Source organism: Njordella calcicola (genome assembly GCF_056494125.1).
The window spans coordinates 2,033,873-2,049,061 of record NZ_CM151396.1 but is presented as its reverse complement, the minus strand read 5'-3'; the positions used below and the strand labels follow the sequence as shown (position 1 = coordinate 2,049,061).

The following is a 15,189-nucleotide window of genomic DNA, read 5'->3' as shown; positions in this document are numbered from 1 at the left end:
TTTTCGCCCACACTACCTGCACGTCGCCATGTCTTCTTTACAGCGTGCTCCCGCCAATTTGAAAGCCGTTCCGTTGCAGAGTTCTTCGCCTAGCCACTCCGTATCTGCAACGCATTCTTCCGAGAACCGTTCCGAGGTTGATCGTCCAGCCAGTGATCACCCAGGGTCCGATCGCGCGGAAAGCAATCGATTCGATATTGCTTTCCAAGTCCCTTTTACCCATCGCTTAAGGTTTACCGAGGATGTTTGCAGTGCGGATTTAAGCGTATTGACTTCCCTGCTGGATGGCGAGAGTGCGGGACCGGCTAGAACTTTAGTCCTCTGCGAATCAGCCATTCAGAATGCTTCTTCGGCTGCTGATGAATTGATGCAGGGCCTGCAAAAATCCGCGAGCGTGGAAGTGACCACCCATTTACATTGCTTGGCGGGGGGGGAGTCAATTAAGCAGGACTCACATGCAGTCGAATACGTCTTGCGATTGGTTAACGAGCATAACTTAGATCGACGCAGCTATATTGTCACGATTGGTGGCGGAGCGTTTCTTGATGCCGTGGGCTATGCGGCGGCCCTTGCCCATCGAGGCATTCGGCTGATTCGCATTCCCACCACGACGCTTGCTCAAGCAGACTCGGGTGTCGGAGTAAAAAATGCAATCAACTACTTTGGCAAGAAGAATTGGATTGGAACGTTTGCAGTGCCATGGGCTGTTATCAACGATGCAAGATTGCTGCGCACTTTGCCAAACGCGGAGTTCCGGTGCGGTTTTTCCGAGGCGGTGAAAGTAACAGCTCTGAAGGATCGAACTCGATTTCAGTGGCTGCTGACCAATGCGCATCGGATTGCGGAACGCGACATGGCAGTTGCCGTGCAAGCCATTAAGGATTCTTGCTTGATGCATCTAAGGCACATTACTGCCGGTGGCGACGCGTTTGAAGCCTTGGAGGCCAGGCCGCTAGACTTCGGGCATTGGTCTGCCCACCGCTTGGAGGCAATGAGTGATTATCGCTTGCCACATGGAGAAGCGGTTGGAATCGGAGTGGCTCTCGATAGCATCTACTCGCACTTAGCGTTCGGGCTTTCAGAGGCGGAGGCATATGATGTCTGTACTGCGCTTCAAAATCTAGGCCTCAATCTTTGGAACGATTTGCTGGGCGACCATGACAGTCTGCTGGCTGGCTTGGAAGAATTCCGTCAGCATTTAGGTGGTCGTTTGACAGTGACGATGCTGCGTCAAATTGGCGAGCCCATCGACGTGCATTCCATTGATCGAGCACTTATGTTAAAAGCTTTGACTCTGCTTGAGCAGTTCGCGACCAGCGGCCACTAGCCATTTTAGCTACATGGTTCGGGCGACAACGACTAGACATGCTACGGCTTGGTCTGCTTGTAAGCGTATGACCTCCTCCGTCAGGGAGCACAGCGAAAACTCTAGTTCAGCTAGGCATAGCTCAACATACTTGCGGTTATGCGAGTAGCGACCGGTTGGATTCAACACATAATCCGCAGAATCCGTTTCAACATTGTGTTCCAGAGTAAACAGAAGTAATCCGTTCGGTTTCAATGTTCGTTTGCATGCTGCCATCAGCTCTTTGAGCTCACCAAAATAATTGAATGTATCGCAGGCAACGATCCAGTCATAAGTTTGGTCTGTATGTTGCAAGTATTTTGTAAGCTCGTCTGCGACCAATTGATCATACAACTGACGCGTGTCTGCAACTTTAAGCATTTCGGTTGAGAGATCCACGCCAACCAGCTTGGCCGCGTACTTGCGCAGGATGTCGCCGCATTGGCCCGTTCCACATCCAGCGTCCAAGATATCGACCTGCGGTTGGCATTGGGCGTTAGGATGGCAGCCTAGAACCTCCTCAATGGCACGGCCGAGCAGTCCAGGGCCTTGGTATCTCAGATCATTGAGGGAAGAGTCGAAGCTGGGCGCGAATTGATCGAATAGTTGGCGTATATATTCGTCGCTAGCTCGTGGGGGTGGGGCAACGCCGTCACTGGAGGCGATCCCCTCCAACATGTGTTTGGCGATAGCGTTGTTGGGATCCGCTTTCAACCAATCTTCTAGCGATTTTCGATACAAAGGAATGTTTCCTGCTTCGCGGTAGAGCGAGCATAGCACGCGATAGTTTTCTGAATCCTTGGGGAACTTTTTGATCGCTTCCGTTAGTAAGGCAGCGGCCTTATCCATGTCATCGCAATCGGCCGCAATCGTTGCTAGTCTCCGAACAACTTCGACGTCATTTGGATCAGCTTTCATCAATAATTCAAAATGCGACTGTGCTTGTGTTAGATCGGAAGACGCATAGAGTTGGAATGCGAGATTGCGTCTCGCTAGCTGCAGATTGGCGTCAAGTTCAATCGCTTTTTGCCAAGCGCTGATCGCCTGATCGTTTAGTCCCTTTTCCGACAAAAGGGATCCATACTCACACCACAGTACGGAAGAATCGCAACTACTACCTTCGACTACCGTTCGCAGTGTATTAATCGCCTGGTCGATATCACCTATCGCAAAGAATGCGCGGGCTTTGATTATATGAGCTGGGTAACAATGAGGTTCGCAGGCGATGATTTGATCGCATTTTAAAACGCAATCTTTTGGCATGTCCCTCTGAAACAAGTCAAGTGCTTCATCCAAAAGTATTTGTAGGTTAGCCTTCGATTCAGACTTCAAAAGCGCGCGTTTTCGTTTCAATTGCGCCTTGCGCTGCGCATCACGTTTTGACTTCATTGATTGGCCCCCAGTGTTGGATGGGTTCAACTTACTTGAGAACTTCGCGGAACTTCCGGAGATCTAGATCTTTGCCAACGACCAATAACATTTGGTCTTCACCGAATCGGAATTCCCCATCCGGGAACATATGCAGTTTACCTGTCATGATATCCTTAACGCCCACGACCCACAAACCGAACCGTCTACGGAGATCCGATTCCATGAGCAGTTTGCCGATTAAGCTTTCAGGCATAGCGGCTTCCACGAAACTGTAGTCCGAATCGATCGGCAAGAAGTCGATAATGCTGGGCCAAGTCAGTCGATCGGCCAATTGCTGCGCGATCTCGATCTCTGGGAAAACCACGCGTTCTACGCCCAGGCTTTTCAGCAGCTTTCCATGTTCGCGCGTGACACCTTTCACAATCACACGTTTGGCTCCCAACTCTTTGGCGTGCAAAGTCGCTAGAAGCGATCGGGTAATGTCTTCTCCCATCGAGATCACGACCGAGTCCGTACGATCCAGGTACATCGCTGCCAATGTTTCACGATCGGTAGCATCCCCAATGATCGCCTCGAACAAAAAATGTTGACATTCTTCTACGCGTTCGGTGCTGGCATCAATGCCAGTGACACGAATACCATTTTCATGCAGTTTGCGAGCGATCGCGGACCCGAAAGTGCCTAGGCCGATGACAACAAAGCGACGATTTTCTGCCATAATAATCAACCTGCGATGGGTTCTTCGGAAGCGTACTGTAGGGCTGCTTTCTTGGGCGTGCTAGAAAGAGCTGAGAAGAAAGCGATGGGGCCAAGCCTGCCTAGAAACATCAAGATGATGATCACGAACTTGCTGCCTGGTAAAAGGTTCCAGGTCTCGTTGATGCTAAGTCCAACGGTTCCAATGGCGGAGACCACTTCGAACACGATTTGCAAGAACTCACGGCGTTGGGTATGTTCGTTTCTTGCAATCTCTTCAATCGATAATACCGCTACCATCCCCAGCAATGCGACTGCAACAAAGACCATGGCTGTCGCGATAGCGCGATCCACGGCTTGCTGAGGAATCGTGCGTCGAAAGATAGTAACCTTATCTCGCGAGCGAAATTTAGCGTACGCGTACAGTACCACAACGACCAAGGTGGTCACTTTGACACCACCGGCCGTAGAGCACGCACCGCCGCCGATCATCATTAGCATCATCATGACGATCAGCGTCGCATTTCCAAACTGAGTAACGTCGGCTGAATTAAAACCTGCGGTGCGGCATGCAATGCTTTGAAAGAACGCCGTCAATGCCTTCTCCTGAACTGGCAAATTCTTGGAAAGCGGGTTGAACCACTCCAAGTACAAGATCGATAAAGTGCCACCAAGAATCAAAATGGTGGTCCCCAATAGCATTAGTTTCGAATGGATATGCAAGTCTCCCCACCATCGCCATTGATTCTTCTTGATGGAAGCGCTCACATCAAAGACCACGGGATAGCCAAGACCACCAATGGTTATCAATAGAGCAATGGTGACCAGTACATATACATCCGTCTGAAACGGCATCAGGCTGGTATTGTCCAATGCGAAACCTGCATTGCAGAATGACATGATTGAAAGAAAAACAGCATTCCAGAATGCTGCTCCAATGGTCATGTCGTAAAAGAGGAAACGTCCGAATAACAGCACGACGCAGACCAATTCGCAGACGGCCGTAAACCACAACACGCGTTTAAGCAGCGTTTTGAGGTCAACTTTCGTTTCTCCGGCAATCGTAGAACTGATGACTAGTTGCTGACGCAAACCTCCTCGAGCGCCTGTGGCCAGGAGGACGAAAGTAGTCAAAGTCATGATTCCAAGGCCGCCGATTTGAGCCAGGATGGCGATCACGACTTGTCCGAATAAACTAAAATCGTCGGCTAGCGAACGCACCGACAAGCCCGTCACGCAGACAGCACTTGTTGCCATAAACAACGCGTCGAGGACATTCATTGGCTCGCGGCCTGGCGCGATCACCCATGGTATCAGCATCAAAATAGTGCCGACGATGATGAGGGCAGAAAACCCTAAGGTCGTAATTCGCGCAGGGTAACGGTTTAGTGAACCAGCAAGCTTTAACATAGAATGTTGGGCAAGCGCCTATTCTTCCGCCGCATGTTTTTGCAAGTCATCCAGTTCAACAAATTCTAATGCAGAAATATGCGTCGCCGACAGCTTAACCTTCGGTGCGCAACCTGCCTCTAACGCCTCTTTCCAGCGCAGCACGCATAGGCACCAAAAATCGCCTTCCTGCAATCCAGGGAACTGATAAGCCGGAATCGGCGTAGACAAATCATTGCCACGCGATTTCGAGAATGCCAAAAAATCGTCGGTCATCAAGGCACAAACAAGATGCATGCCGGCGTCTTCCGCGCCAGTATTGCAACAACCATCTCGATAGAAACCCGTCATCGGGCTCACACTGCAGGTTGTCAGTTGCTCCCCTAAGACATTAGCGGCACGTTTACTGGCCATTGTTCACCTTTGCGGTCCTCGTAAAATCCTTACATGCGGTCCGCAGGCGAAGAAGTCGGCAAAATCACCGCACATCGGCCGGACGCGTCATTGAGGAATCTCAAAAATTTGATCAGATAAGCATAACGTATTTTGGCGGAAAAGGGATTCCTGTTTGGAACGCACAACGCAACCTCTGCAGTGGCATCAGGTTGCAAGCTGATACAGTTCATTTTTTGGATAAAGGATTGGTGAACAGTTCAATGAGCAAGCTACTGACTCGCGATGAGGTCAATGCCTCAGATACCTGGGATCTGTCGCGGCTTTACGCATCCGACGCTGACTGGGAAAAGGATTTCTCGAACTACAGCGAAAGCATTATTGGATACGCGCAGTTCGAAGAGACGCTTGGACAAAACGCTCAATCTATTTTGGATTGTTTGGTCTTCGACACCAAGATGGATCGTTTGGGCGAACGCCTGAGTGTCTACGCGTTCCTGAAAACCACCGAAGACCAGAGCAACAGTCATTATCAAGGGTTGCTGGCCCGCTTTCAGTCTGCTGCCAGCAGGTGCAATCAGGCGGGTAGTTACATTCGCCCCAAGTTGCTGGCCATCGATCCAGAAACAATGAACGAGTTTCTTGCCGACCCGATATTAAAGGATTATTGGCTGGTACTTCAACGTGTCGCGCGATATCGCGAACATACGCTGTCAGCACGCGAAGAGCAACTGCTGGCGATGCAAAGCGAAATGGCACATACAGCCAGCCACACGTTCCGCCAACTCAATGATGCCGATCTCAAGTTCGGTATGATTGAGAATGAAAAGGGCGAGCAGGTTGAACTAACCAATGCAACGTTCACATCGCTGCTGCTATCCCCTTCGCGAGAAGTTCGACGAACTGCGTTTAGTCAATACTATGCTGAATTCGCCGACCATGAAAACACATTGGCAGCGACATTGGCTGGAAGCGTACATACCGATGTCTACTATGCGCGAGCTCGCAAGTACCCTTCCGCGTTGCATTCATCACTGTTTCCTGACAATGTACCGATCAGCGTGTACGATAACTTGATTGCGGCGGTCAGGAAGCATTTGCCTGCAGTCCATCGTTACTTTCAACTGCGTCGTCGTAAGATGAAGTTGGAGAAAATCCATCACTACGACACTTACGTCCCAATCCTTGCCGACAGTCAAACGCATCATACGTGGGATCAAGCGGTAGAGGTAATCATCGATTCGCTACGTCCACTGGGGAGCCAGTACACGTCCACCCTGCAAGCTGGCTTGAGCGGTCGCTGGTGTGATCGTTACCCAAACAAGGGCAAGCAGAGTGGTGCGTTCAGTTGCGGCAGTTTTGACGGTGAACCTTACATTCTCATGAACTACAAGCCTTCGGTGTTGAACGACGTTTTCACGTTGACCCACGAAGCAGGCCATTCGATGCACAGTTATTACTCGGCATCAACTCAACCATTCCAGTATTACAACTACACGATTTTTGTTGCGGAAGTAGCCAGCACCTTCAACGAACAGTTGTTGGCAGTGGAATTGATGAAGCGTGCTTCTGACCCGGCCGAACTAGCAGCGTTGATCAACCATGAAGTCGACAGTATTCGGGCCACTATCATTCGGCAAACCATGTTCGCGGAGTTTGAGAAGAAGATCCATGCGATGGCGGAAGCGGGCGAACCGTTGACAGTTGCCACTTTTCGCCAAACCTATCGCGGCTTGCTGGACGACTACTTTGGTCCTGAATTTGTGATCGACCCGCAACTGGAACTTGAGTGCTTCCGCATTCCGCACTTTTATCGTGCTTTCTACGTCTACAAATACGCGACAGGACTGTCGGCTGCAATTGCCTTATCGCGACGCGTGTTGGAAGGTGGCAAGCAAGAGTTGCAGGATTACCTGCGATTCCTGAAATCAGGCTGCTCAAAAGATCCTCTAGATTTGTTGAAAGACGCAGGGGTGGATATGACCACCCCCGAACCAGTGGATGTAGCGCTGCAACATTTTGACGAGCTAGTGCAAAAACTTGATACGTTGACGTAGAATAGAGTCCCAAGGGCGCCTCAGCCAACACGCTTGCACAAACTTAACGGCCAAGAAAAGGGATCGGATGCGGACTGATAATTTCCACGAAGAAATCGATCTGACCGCAACGGTGACCACTCCGGAGAATGTGCGATTTGATTACAAGCTAGCTGGTTACTCGCGGCGACTGCCTGCCTTCGTGCTCGATTTCTCACTGCGCGCTGGTTTCATGGTGGGCCTCTTTTTTATCTTGACCTGCAGCGGTGCGCTAAGTAATTCATCCCTCGCTTTTGCAACCGCAACTGCCCTGTTTCTGATTTCCTACTTCATTATTTCATGGTTCTACGGCACCTTGTTCGAATGCCTGAACCGAGGTCAAACTCCTGGCAAACGCTTGCTGGGAATTCAAGTTGTCATGGCTGATGGCAGGCCCGTCAGCTTCATCGCCGCGTTGATTCGAAATCTATGCCGGACGGCTGACTTCATGCCAATGTACCTGCTAACGTTTGACGACTTCAGTGGTACCCGAATTCCGATTCCGCTTTTTCTTTCGGCGATCGTGTGCATGTTCATCACGAAGCGATTTCAACGTTTGGGTGACATTGCGGCCAATACCATCGTGGTAGCCGTTGAGGCTGATTATGTAAATCGCTTTGCAGACTTAAGCGATCCGGTCATGGACGCCTTGGCGGCCCAACTGCCGGCTGATTTAATTCTACAACCTTCGACCGTTCAAGCGATCTCTCTGTACATCGATCGCCGCAATCGCATGAGCGAGGGTCAACGTGATGAATTGAGTGCGATTTTGGTCAACGCCATACGCAGTCGATACGACTTGCCACTAGACCTATCCAACGATCAAATTGTTTGCGCCCTTCATTACCGTGAATTCTATTTGCGAGATGAGAAAGCAGATTGGGAAGAAACTGCAACGACATTTTCCCCTGCAGCAACGATGAGTGGGCTGTTGACTTCGAGCACGGCGGCACTTCCCACAGGAATGAACTAGGTGAGTTTGCTATGAAGATTGGTGCGTACTTAAAAAAGCGTTCAGACAACTGGCAAGCACTGGAACGCTTGAATACCAAGATTGACGAAGGTGTAAAGAAGCACCACATGCGCGGCGAGGAGGCCGCCACATTTGCACTGCACTATCGCAGCACTTGCAGCGACCTGGCAATGGCTAATGAAAACAAGTTGCCAACACCAACGGTCCGATATCTACATAACTTGGTCGCTCGGTCGCACAATACGATGTATGGTTCTGGAGCCATCGCGTTTCGCAGCTTTGCACATAATGTGTTTGTCGTGACGCCGCGCAAGGTGCTTAACGATCTCTGCGTCCAGATCGCAAGCGTTTTGTTCTTTGGTTTCTTTGCGATCGCTGCCCTATGTGCGGCCAACGAATCTGCGTTCCCCAACTTTGCTGAACGCGTCCTGGGATCAGATCAAATCAACGGGCTGGAAGACATGTACGAGGAACCGATTGCATCTCAAGTCGGTCAAGAACACTACATAATGATGTCCGCATTCTATATCCAACACAACACATCGATCGGTTTGCGATGTTTTGGAGCGGGAATTTTAATCTTGCCGTGTCTATACGAACTGCTTTCCAACGCCATTGTGCTGGGCGCTTCGTTTGGGTATATGGCCCGTGAAACAGCCGTAGGCGGCGAGAACTTCTTTCAGTTTGTGACCGCGCATGGGCCTTTTGAATTAACGGCAATATCGCTTTCGGCAGCGGCTGGATTGCGATTGGGAGTTGGGCTTTTTATCACGAATGGGTTAACTCGGCTGGCTTCGCTGCGAAGATCCGCGATTGATGCGATACCCATTATTCTGTCAGCGGTCGCGTTGTTCATCTTGGCCGCCTTCACCGAAGCATGTATTTCTCCAACCAGTCTCCCTTACCTGTTAAAGGCTATGTGGGCGATCATGAGTTCGGTGGGCATGATGATTTACTTCGTCGTTCTCGGGAGCGCCGAAAGCGAGGAACTTCATGCAGCTTGATAACACTCTGATCGCAGTTCGCTCGCGTACCAATTATGACTTGCTGGATTTGACTGTCATTCTCTGCCGGACTTTCCCGGTACGCTTCATCCTATTGGCTGCCCTCGGTTGGTTGCCGTGGGTATTGATCGATATCGCGGTCCTGTATCCTGTTGCAGGTGTCAACGTTGCCCGAAGTGAATCGATATTGCTGCTGGATCAAAGCAGTTTGCATATCCGGTTCCTGTACTTGGCGACAGTTTTGTTCGTCTTGCAGCTACCCGTAGCGATGCTTCCATTGACATTCTCGATCGGCCAGCAGATGTTCCGAGTCGATGCCACGTGGCGGGAAATTTGGCTTAGCTATCGCCGCCTGCCATGGCTTAAATTTCTCGCGTTGGGTATTTACCGCGGCGTACTCCCAGCGACGGCACTCGTTGCGATGACCACATATTCAGGCGATTTTCAACCTGTTGTAGAACTCTTTCTACTGCCGCTTGTTGTTTGTGGAATTGCGCTGCTGTTGCGAGCCGTAAGACCTTTCTCTCCTGAGGTAATCGCTTTGGAGCAAGGTCTTGTTCAATCGGATAACCGTGCATCCATCCGGAAACAGTTGTCGGCCTATCGCAAACGAATCAAACCACTTCACCAGTTGCTTACCTCAGAACTAATCATGCGATTCATCTTCATGGCTTCAATGGGGACACTGATGCTGCTGTTGATGACATTCAGCCAGTTGTGGGCCTTGCAATTGTTTTTTGCGGGCAATCAATGGACTTGGTGGCATTCGCTGATTTTGTTTCCTGGCAACTTATTCTTGCTTTCGATCTTTGCCACAATCTTTCGATTTGTGAGCTATATCGACACTCGTATTTTGCTTGAAAGTTGGGAAGTTCGATTGCGTTTTATGGCCGAAGCAGAACGTATTAGATTGGACTAAAGTTGATGTGTAAGACGTATCAATATCGATCGCTGCTGCTGGTTGTTTGGCTGCTTCTGCAGGTTGGCTGCGGATATCTACCCAGTTCCAATCGAGATGCCAAGACGCCGGACTTGCGATCAGGAACGTCATCTAAATGGTGGAATTCCAGTAAGCAAGAATTGGCCGCGCCCGCGACGAACGCGTTACCTAATAATGAGAGTTACTTAAACAACCGAAATCGCATGGCCAATGACCCGCGGCAGCCATCGCCAAGCTGGAATTGGAACTGGCTGGCATTCTTTGACTTGTCCTCAATGGTACTTGTGATTGGTGTTGTGTTGCTGATTGCGGTTTTGACGATACTGGTACACGTTTTGCGCAGACCTGCAATCGAGTTTTTCCGCCCTGCGGTATCGGTCACCAACCGAGCGGTCCTGGAGACTGCCAAGATTGCAGAACTACCGTTTGAATTAGAGGTGGCTGAAGACGGATTTTTAGCAACCGCGAAACGATTTGCCAGCCAGTCTGACTACAACATGGCAGTTGTTTACTTGTTTAGTTTCATACTGGTAGAACTTGACCACCAGCGGCTAGTTACCTTGAGGCGAGGTAAGACGAACCGCATGTACCTTCGCGAACTGCGAGCTAAACCACAGATTGCATCCAGTTTCCGCACGATCATGCTCTCCTTTGAGCGAGCGTTTTTTGGGCAGCATACCCTGACTGAAAATGAATACACGTCCTGCTTGGAGGCGGCCCACGCCGTCACGGTTGAGATTTCGGCGTCCAAAACATCCGGCAAGTCAGGTGCGGACAAACCCGTATATCCTAGTGTGGTGTCAAGCGGGCTCCTGTTGGTGTTGATGTTCGCCGGTTGCACCAAACTCCCGTCAGAAACCTATGGCGATTCATCGAGTTCGGCCAACGTCAGCTTGAATGGTTTTAGCGCGTTCCGTCAACTGTTCGAATACTCAGGACGGCGGACTGTTCAAACTGCGCAACTGAATCAGCGACTTGATAATTTTGGGACGATCGTATGGACGCCGGACAATTTTAGCCCGCCCACAGCCCAACAGTCGGCTTGGATCGAGGATTGGCTGCAGAACAATAATGACGCCACATTTATCTATGTAGGTCGAGACTACCAAGCTGGGCCTGATTACTGGAAGGACGTTAGTCAGCTAGTCAACCCCGACGTACGACTGATGTATTTCAAACAAGCTGCGCAAAGTGCAGCCGATTATTTTACGAAGTATACCAACTCTGCTCCAAAGTCGCCTGAGTTCAGCCGTTGGTTTGTAGTTGAACCGCAGCTTGGTCAATTGCGGAAAACGACCGTAAGCGCTTTTGACGGGTCGGAGGATTCTGATCTTGAATGCCAAGCTTCATTGCGAACCAAGCTCGTTCCCATCACCGAGTACTCGCAATCGAAGCTAGAGTCGATCTTTATGGCAGAGTTACGGAAGGAAGTTGATGCCGAGATTAATAAATTGGTCCAGCAGCAAATGGAAGCAGAGTCCAATGCATGGACGACTTATGAGCATTCGGACGACCCCTACGCAGATTACGACGAAGACACGTTGCGTCCAAGCATAACGGTCGAAGAAGCAGAAGCTGCCCTTGAATCGCAGAAGAATCGTTTACCAACCCTCGAGGAACTGGCTGATCAACGTTATTCGGAAACCAAAGACTCGGAACGACTGGGCAAGTTTAGCACTGCCTCAACGCCTGCATATACTCCTGTCGATGACTCTGTGCTAAACCAACTCGCTTGGCAAACGTTGGATTATCTTTCAACAACTTCGATTTTGGAAACTGAGGACGGGACTCCTTTCGCTTTCGAGGTCCGTAGCGAACGTTGGCTGAACAGTAGGCTCCTGGTGGTGACCAATGCATCGCTATTTTGCAATTACGCGTTGGCCGACGTAGACAAGCGAAAAGTGGCCATGTCCCTAATCAAAAGTACAAAGTCTAGGGGTCGAGTCGCATTTGTTGAGTCCAGTTCTCCTACAATACGCTACGGAAAGCCCAAATCTGAGGACCCCTTCGGCTTGGCACTGTTCATGATTTACCCGCTCAACATCATCTTGGCGCATTGCCTGTTGTTGGGAGTCGTCGCGTTGATTGCTCTATGGCCGATTTTTGGTCGCGCGCAATCCCCTGTAGAACGAGGAACATCCGACTTTGGTAAACACATCGAAGCGTTCGGGCAATTGCTTCGTCGTACTAGGGATCATGGTTATGCAGTCCGCAGCATTGCTCGATACCATCGTGAAATACGCAAGGAAACCAAGTCGCTGTGGGCTGCGATAGACCAACCAACTTCCAATTCCGCAACGTTGCCAGCATCAAGCCTTAGGCCCCAGCAATATCCGGGTACTACCTCGCCGACGCCTCCCTCCGCAACTTCATCAAATCCTTTATCATCTGTTACAAACTCAAAGCAACAACTTCCCGTCAAGAAATAAGCAATCGCATGGACCAAGAAGAAAATCAGCTTCCTCACCGACCAGACATAGATACAGCATCCAGCGCTGAACAGCAAGCTGTCGGTATTCCGCCTGTGGTTCAGCCAGTAGCCCCACCGGTAGCGGCGTCTGAAACTTCCAGCAACTCGTCATGCCGCGAATTGTTCAATGCGATTAAGACGGAGATCAGTCGCATCTATGTGGGACAAGACGAATTGGTACTCACCTCGCTGGTGGCGCTTTTCTCTGGTGGGCACGTGCTGATTGAAAGCGTTCCTGGCTTGGGGAAAACGCTATTCGTGAGAACTCTTGGGCGTGTGTTGGGATGTGAGTTTGGACGCATTCAGTTTACTGCGGATCTAATGCCTTCGGACGTGACTGGTGCTCCCATCCTCGATTTGAAGACACAAGATTTCCGCTTTCGCCCTGGACCGGTCTTTACGCAGTTTCTATTAGCCGACGAGATCAATCGCTCCCCAGCGAAAACTCACGCGGCGCTTCTTGAAATTATGCAAGAGTACCGCGTTACCATTGACGGTACCAGCCACCAAGTCCCGCGACCGTTTTTGGTTATGGCAACACAAAACCCGATTGAAAGCGAAGGCACTTACAATTTGCCTGAAGCTCAATTGGATCGCTTCATGTTCAAGACCATTGTCGATTATCCAAACGAAGAAGAAGAAGCGAAAGTCTTAGACCTTCATTCACGACAACTGGACATCAATCGAGTGCTGAATGAAAGTATCAAGCAAGTGACGAACCCGGAAGGCATTTTGAAGCAAACGAAACAAAACGCAAAGGTTCGCGTGGAACCGAAACTGCTGAATTATGTCAACCAAATCGTTCGTCAAACTCGAGTTTGGCCCACGTTTTTTATGGGAGCTTCGCCCCGCGCTGGACTGGCGCTGGTCCAAGGTGCCCGCACGTTGGCAGCGTTTCATGGTCGCGATTTCGCAGTCCCAGATGACGTGATCGAAATCGCTTTGCCAGCCCTGCGACACCGCGTTGTGCTAACAGCCGAAGCGGAGGTTGAGGGACAAAAGGTTGATCAGGAATTGACCAAACTGGTGCGTAGCATCGAAGTTCCACGGATCTAGGCAACGCAGTTTTATAGAAAGCAAGCGCTCATGAGTGCTAATGCAATTGCAAACGTTTTGCCATGGGCACTGCTACTGGTCGCGCTGGTCTATCTGATACTTGTGGCATGGTTGGCCAAAATCTATCCAAATCGCCAATTGTTATGGCTACTTGCAGCCAGCTTTCTGATTTCGATTCTAGGCGTAATCGTAAGACAACCTGTGCTGTTTAGCTTGATCGGCGACTTGGTCATTTTTGCTATTTTGATTGCAGACCAAGCTAGTTTGATCGGTCGAGTAGATCTTCGCGCAACCAGACGGATGCAGCGAACCGCTTCTATTCGCAAGCCGCACGCGGCAAAACTGTCGATCATGAACTATTCGCGGTTCGCTTGGTTTGTTCAAGTCAAGGACGATTATGTCGCTGAACTGAATGCTAGTCCAAGTATGCAGGAAGTCCGACTGCCTGCTCGCCGTGCGATGGAGCTGGAATACTCGATGCGGCCTAGTAAACGCGGTGTTTATCGATTTGAGAAGATCTATCTACGACGATTCTCCGCTTTGCGATTCTGGTCCCGCTTTCACACCGTACCAGCCGTCGGCGAATTGAATGTCTACCCAGACATGCAACAGCTTGCCGAATACGCGGTGCTAGCCCGAACAAATCGGCTCAGCTTGATCGGTGTTCGCAGAACTCGACGATTAGGTCAGGATAACAACTTCGAACGAATGCGAGACTATAATCAGGATGACAATTACAAGCACATCGATTGGCGTTGTACCGCTCGCCGCAATAAACTGACAGTCAAGCAGTTTCAGTCCGATCAAAGCCAGCGCGTCATGTTCCTGCTGGATTGTGGTCGTATGATGACCAGCGAACAAGGCGACCTTACCATGGTGGACCATGCGCTCAATGCCATCTTGATGCTGAGCTATGTAGCGCTAGCTCAAGGCGACAGTGTCGGGATGATGGCTTTCTCCGATCGCGTCCATTCCTATGTTCCAATGCACAGTGGCAAATCGCAAATGAATCGATTGATTCACGCAGGTTTTGATCGCTTCGCCGAATTTGTCCCAACGCGATTTGATAAAGCGTTTCTTCACTTTTCAAATAGCTGCCGCCGCCGCTCGATGGTCTTCCTGATCACCAATGTCATCGATGACGTTTCGGCCACTGAAGTCACCAACTATCTGTCGAACCTCACACGTGCTCATTTACCCGTCCTGGCATTGCTGCGAGATAGCCGTGTCTTTGATTACGCTGACAATCCGGATCATGACGAGTTGGTGTTGTACCGCAGCGCGGCCGCGGCTCAAGTTCTCTTGTGGCGAGCAGACATTATCCGCAAAATGGAGCATACAGGCGTCTTGGCCATCGACGCCTTCCCCAACGATTTGACCAGCCCCATGGTGAATCAATACTTGGCCGCCAAGGCGAAGCATCTTTTGTAGCTAAATCCATTGGCTCAAGCTTTGCATTAGCCCTTGGACGACCTCC

General features: G+C 50.3%; 12 protein-coding genes. 8 read left to right on the top strand and 4 right to left on the bottom strand.

The features are described 5' to 3' along the window. Positions 1-28 precede the first annotated feature (28 nt). A complete protein-coding gene (locus tag SH302x_RS07695) occupies positions 29-1,327 on the top strand; it encodes a 3-dehydroquinate synthase (RefSeq protein WP_479368148.1) in 1,299 nt (432 codons plus the stop codon). Between the two features lie 9 nt (positions 1,328-1,336). Here the strand turns inward: SH302x_RS07695 and SH302x_RS07690 are convergent, their stop codons facing one another. The 4 genes from SH302x_RS07690 to SH302x_RS07675 are packed head-to-tail and all read right to left on the bottom strand — an operon-like array spanning position 1,337 to position 5,215. After that, a complete protein-coding gene (locus SH302x_RS07690) occupies positions 1,337-2,734 on the bottom strand; it encodes a methyltransferase domain-containing protein (protein ID WP_479368147.1) in 1,398 nt (465 codons plus the stop codon). 31 nt (positions 2,735-2,765) lie between these two features. Next, positions 2,766-3,434, bottom strand: a complete 669-nt coding sequence (locus SH302x_RS07685) for a potassium channel family protein (RefSeq protein WP_479368146.1) — start codon at positions 3,432-3,434, stop codon at positions 2,766-2,768. Positions 3,435-3,439: 5 nt separating this feature from the next. Further along, on the bottom strand, positions 3,440-4,822 hold the full coding sequence (locus SH302x_RS07680; protein WP_479368145.1) for a TrkH family potassium uptake protein: 1,383 nt from the start codon (positions 4,820-4,822) through the stop codon (positions 3,440-3,442). An 18-nt stretch (positions 4,823-4,840) separates the two neighbouring features. Further along, complete coding sequence (locus tag SH302x_RS07675; RefSeq protein ID WP_479368144.1) at positions 4,841-5,215, bottom strand: DUF2237 family protein; 375 nt, start codon at positions 5,213-5,215, stop codon at positions 4,841-4,843. 242 nt (positions 5,216-5,457) lie between these two features. Here SH302x_RS07675 and pepF point away from each other — a divergent pair, with 242 nt between their 5' ends. The 7 genes from pepF (at position 5,458) to SH302x_RS07640 (ending at position 15,143) form a co-directional block, all read left to right on the top strand. Next, on the top strand, positions 5,458-7,251 hold the full coding sequence (pepF, locus tag SH302x_RS07670; protein WP_479368143.1) for an oligoendopeptidase F: 1,794 nt from the start codon (positions 5,458-5,460) through the stop codon (positions 7,249-7,251). A gap of 67 nt (positions 7,252-7,318) precedes the next feature. Beyond that, a complete protein-coding gene (locus SH302x_RS07665; RefSeq protein ID WP_479368142.1) occupies positions 7,319-8,242 on the top strand; it encodes an RDD family protein in 924 nt (307 codons plus the stop codon). Positions 8,243-8,253: 11 nt separating this feature from the next. Beyond that, positions 8,254-9,246, top strand: a complete 993-nt coding sequence (locus SH302x_RS07660; RefSeq protein ID WP_479368141.1) for a stage II sporulation protein M — start codon at positions 8,254-8,256, stop codon at positions 9,244-9,246. Next, positions 9,236-10,165 carry a hypothetical protein gene (locus SH302x_RS07655; protein WP_479368140.1) on the top strand — a complete coding sequence of 310 codons (930 nt, stop codon included), beginning with the start codon at positions 9,236-9,238 and terminating at the stop codon, positions 10,163-10,165. The genes SH302x_RS07660 and SH302x_RS07655 overlap by 11 nt, the downstream gene beginning before the upstream one ends. A 5-nt stretch (positions 10,166-10,170) precedes the next feature. Beyond that, the gene (locus SH302x_RS07650) at positions 10,171-12,615 is read left to right on the top strand and encodes a DUF4129 domain-containing protein (RefSeq protein WP_479368139.1); all 2,445 of its coding nucleotides are present in this window, start codon (positions 10,171-10,173) and stop codon (positions 12,613-12,615) included. 8 nt (positions 12,616-12,623) lie between these two features. Further along, entirely contained in the window at positions 12,624-13,712 is a 1,089-nt protein-coding gene (locus SH302x_RS07645; RefSeq protein WP_479368138.1) for an AAA family ATPase, read from the top strand. Positions 13,713-13,742: 30 nt separating this feature from the next. Further along, positions 13,743-15,143 (top strand): DUF58 domain-containing protein, encoded by a 1,401-nt coding sequence (locus tag SH302x_RS07640; RefSeq protein WP_479368137.1) that lies wholly within the window; start codon positions 13,743-13,745, stop codon positions 15,141-15,143. Positions 15,144-15,189: the final 46 nt, after the last annotated feature.

Coding starts and splice junctions, on each gene's coding strand:
- SH302x_RS07655 (WP_479368140.1), top strand. CDS start 9,236: ATGCAGCTTGATAACACTCTGATCGCAGTTCGCTCGCGTACCAATTAT.
- SH302x_RS07640 (WP_479368137.1), top strand. CDS start 13,743: ATGAGTGCTAATGCAATTGCAAACGTTTTGCCATGGGCACTGCTACTG.
- SH302x_RS07690 (WP_479368147.1), bottom strand. CDS start 2,734: ATGAAGTCAAAACGTGATGCGCAGCGCAAGGCGCAATTGAAACGAAAA.
- SH302x_RS07685 (WP_479368146.1), bottom strand. CDS start 3,434: ATGGCAGAAAATCGTCGCTTTGTTGTCATCGGCCTAGGCACTTTCGGG.
- SH302x_RS07675 (WP_479368144.1), bottom strand. CDS start 5,215: ATGGCCAGTAAACGTGCCGCTAATGTCTTAGGGGAGCAACTGACAACC.
- pepF (WP_479368143.1), top strand. CDS start 5,458: ATGAGCAAGCTACTGACTCGCGATGAGGTCAATGCCTCAGATACCTGG.
- SH302x_RS07665 (WP_479368142.1), top strand. CDS start 7,319: ATGCGGACTGATAATTTCCACGAAGAAATCGATCTGACCGCAACGGTG.
- SH302x_RS07650 (WP_479368139.1), top strand. CDS start 10,171: ATGTGTAAGACGTATCAATATCGATCGCTGCTGCTGGTTGTTTGGCTG.
- SH302x_RS07645 (WP_479368138.1), top strand. CDS start 12,624: ATGGACCAAGAAGAAAATCAGCTTCCTCACCGACCAGACATAGATACA.
- SH302x_RS07660 (WP_479368141.1), top strand. CDS start 8,254: ATGAAGATTGGTGCGTACTTAAAAAAGCGTTCAGACAACTGGCAAGCA.
- SH302x_RS07680 (WP_479368145.1), bottom strand. CDS start 4,822: ATGTTAAAGCTTGCTGGTTCACTAAACCGTTACCCTGCGCGAATTACG.
- SH302x_RS07695 (WP_479368148.1), top strand. CDS start 29: ATGTCTTCTTTACAGCGTGCTCCCGCCAATTTGAAAGCCGTTCCGTTG.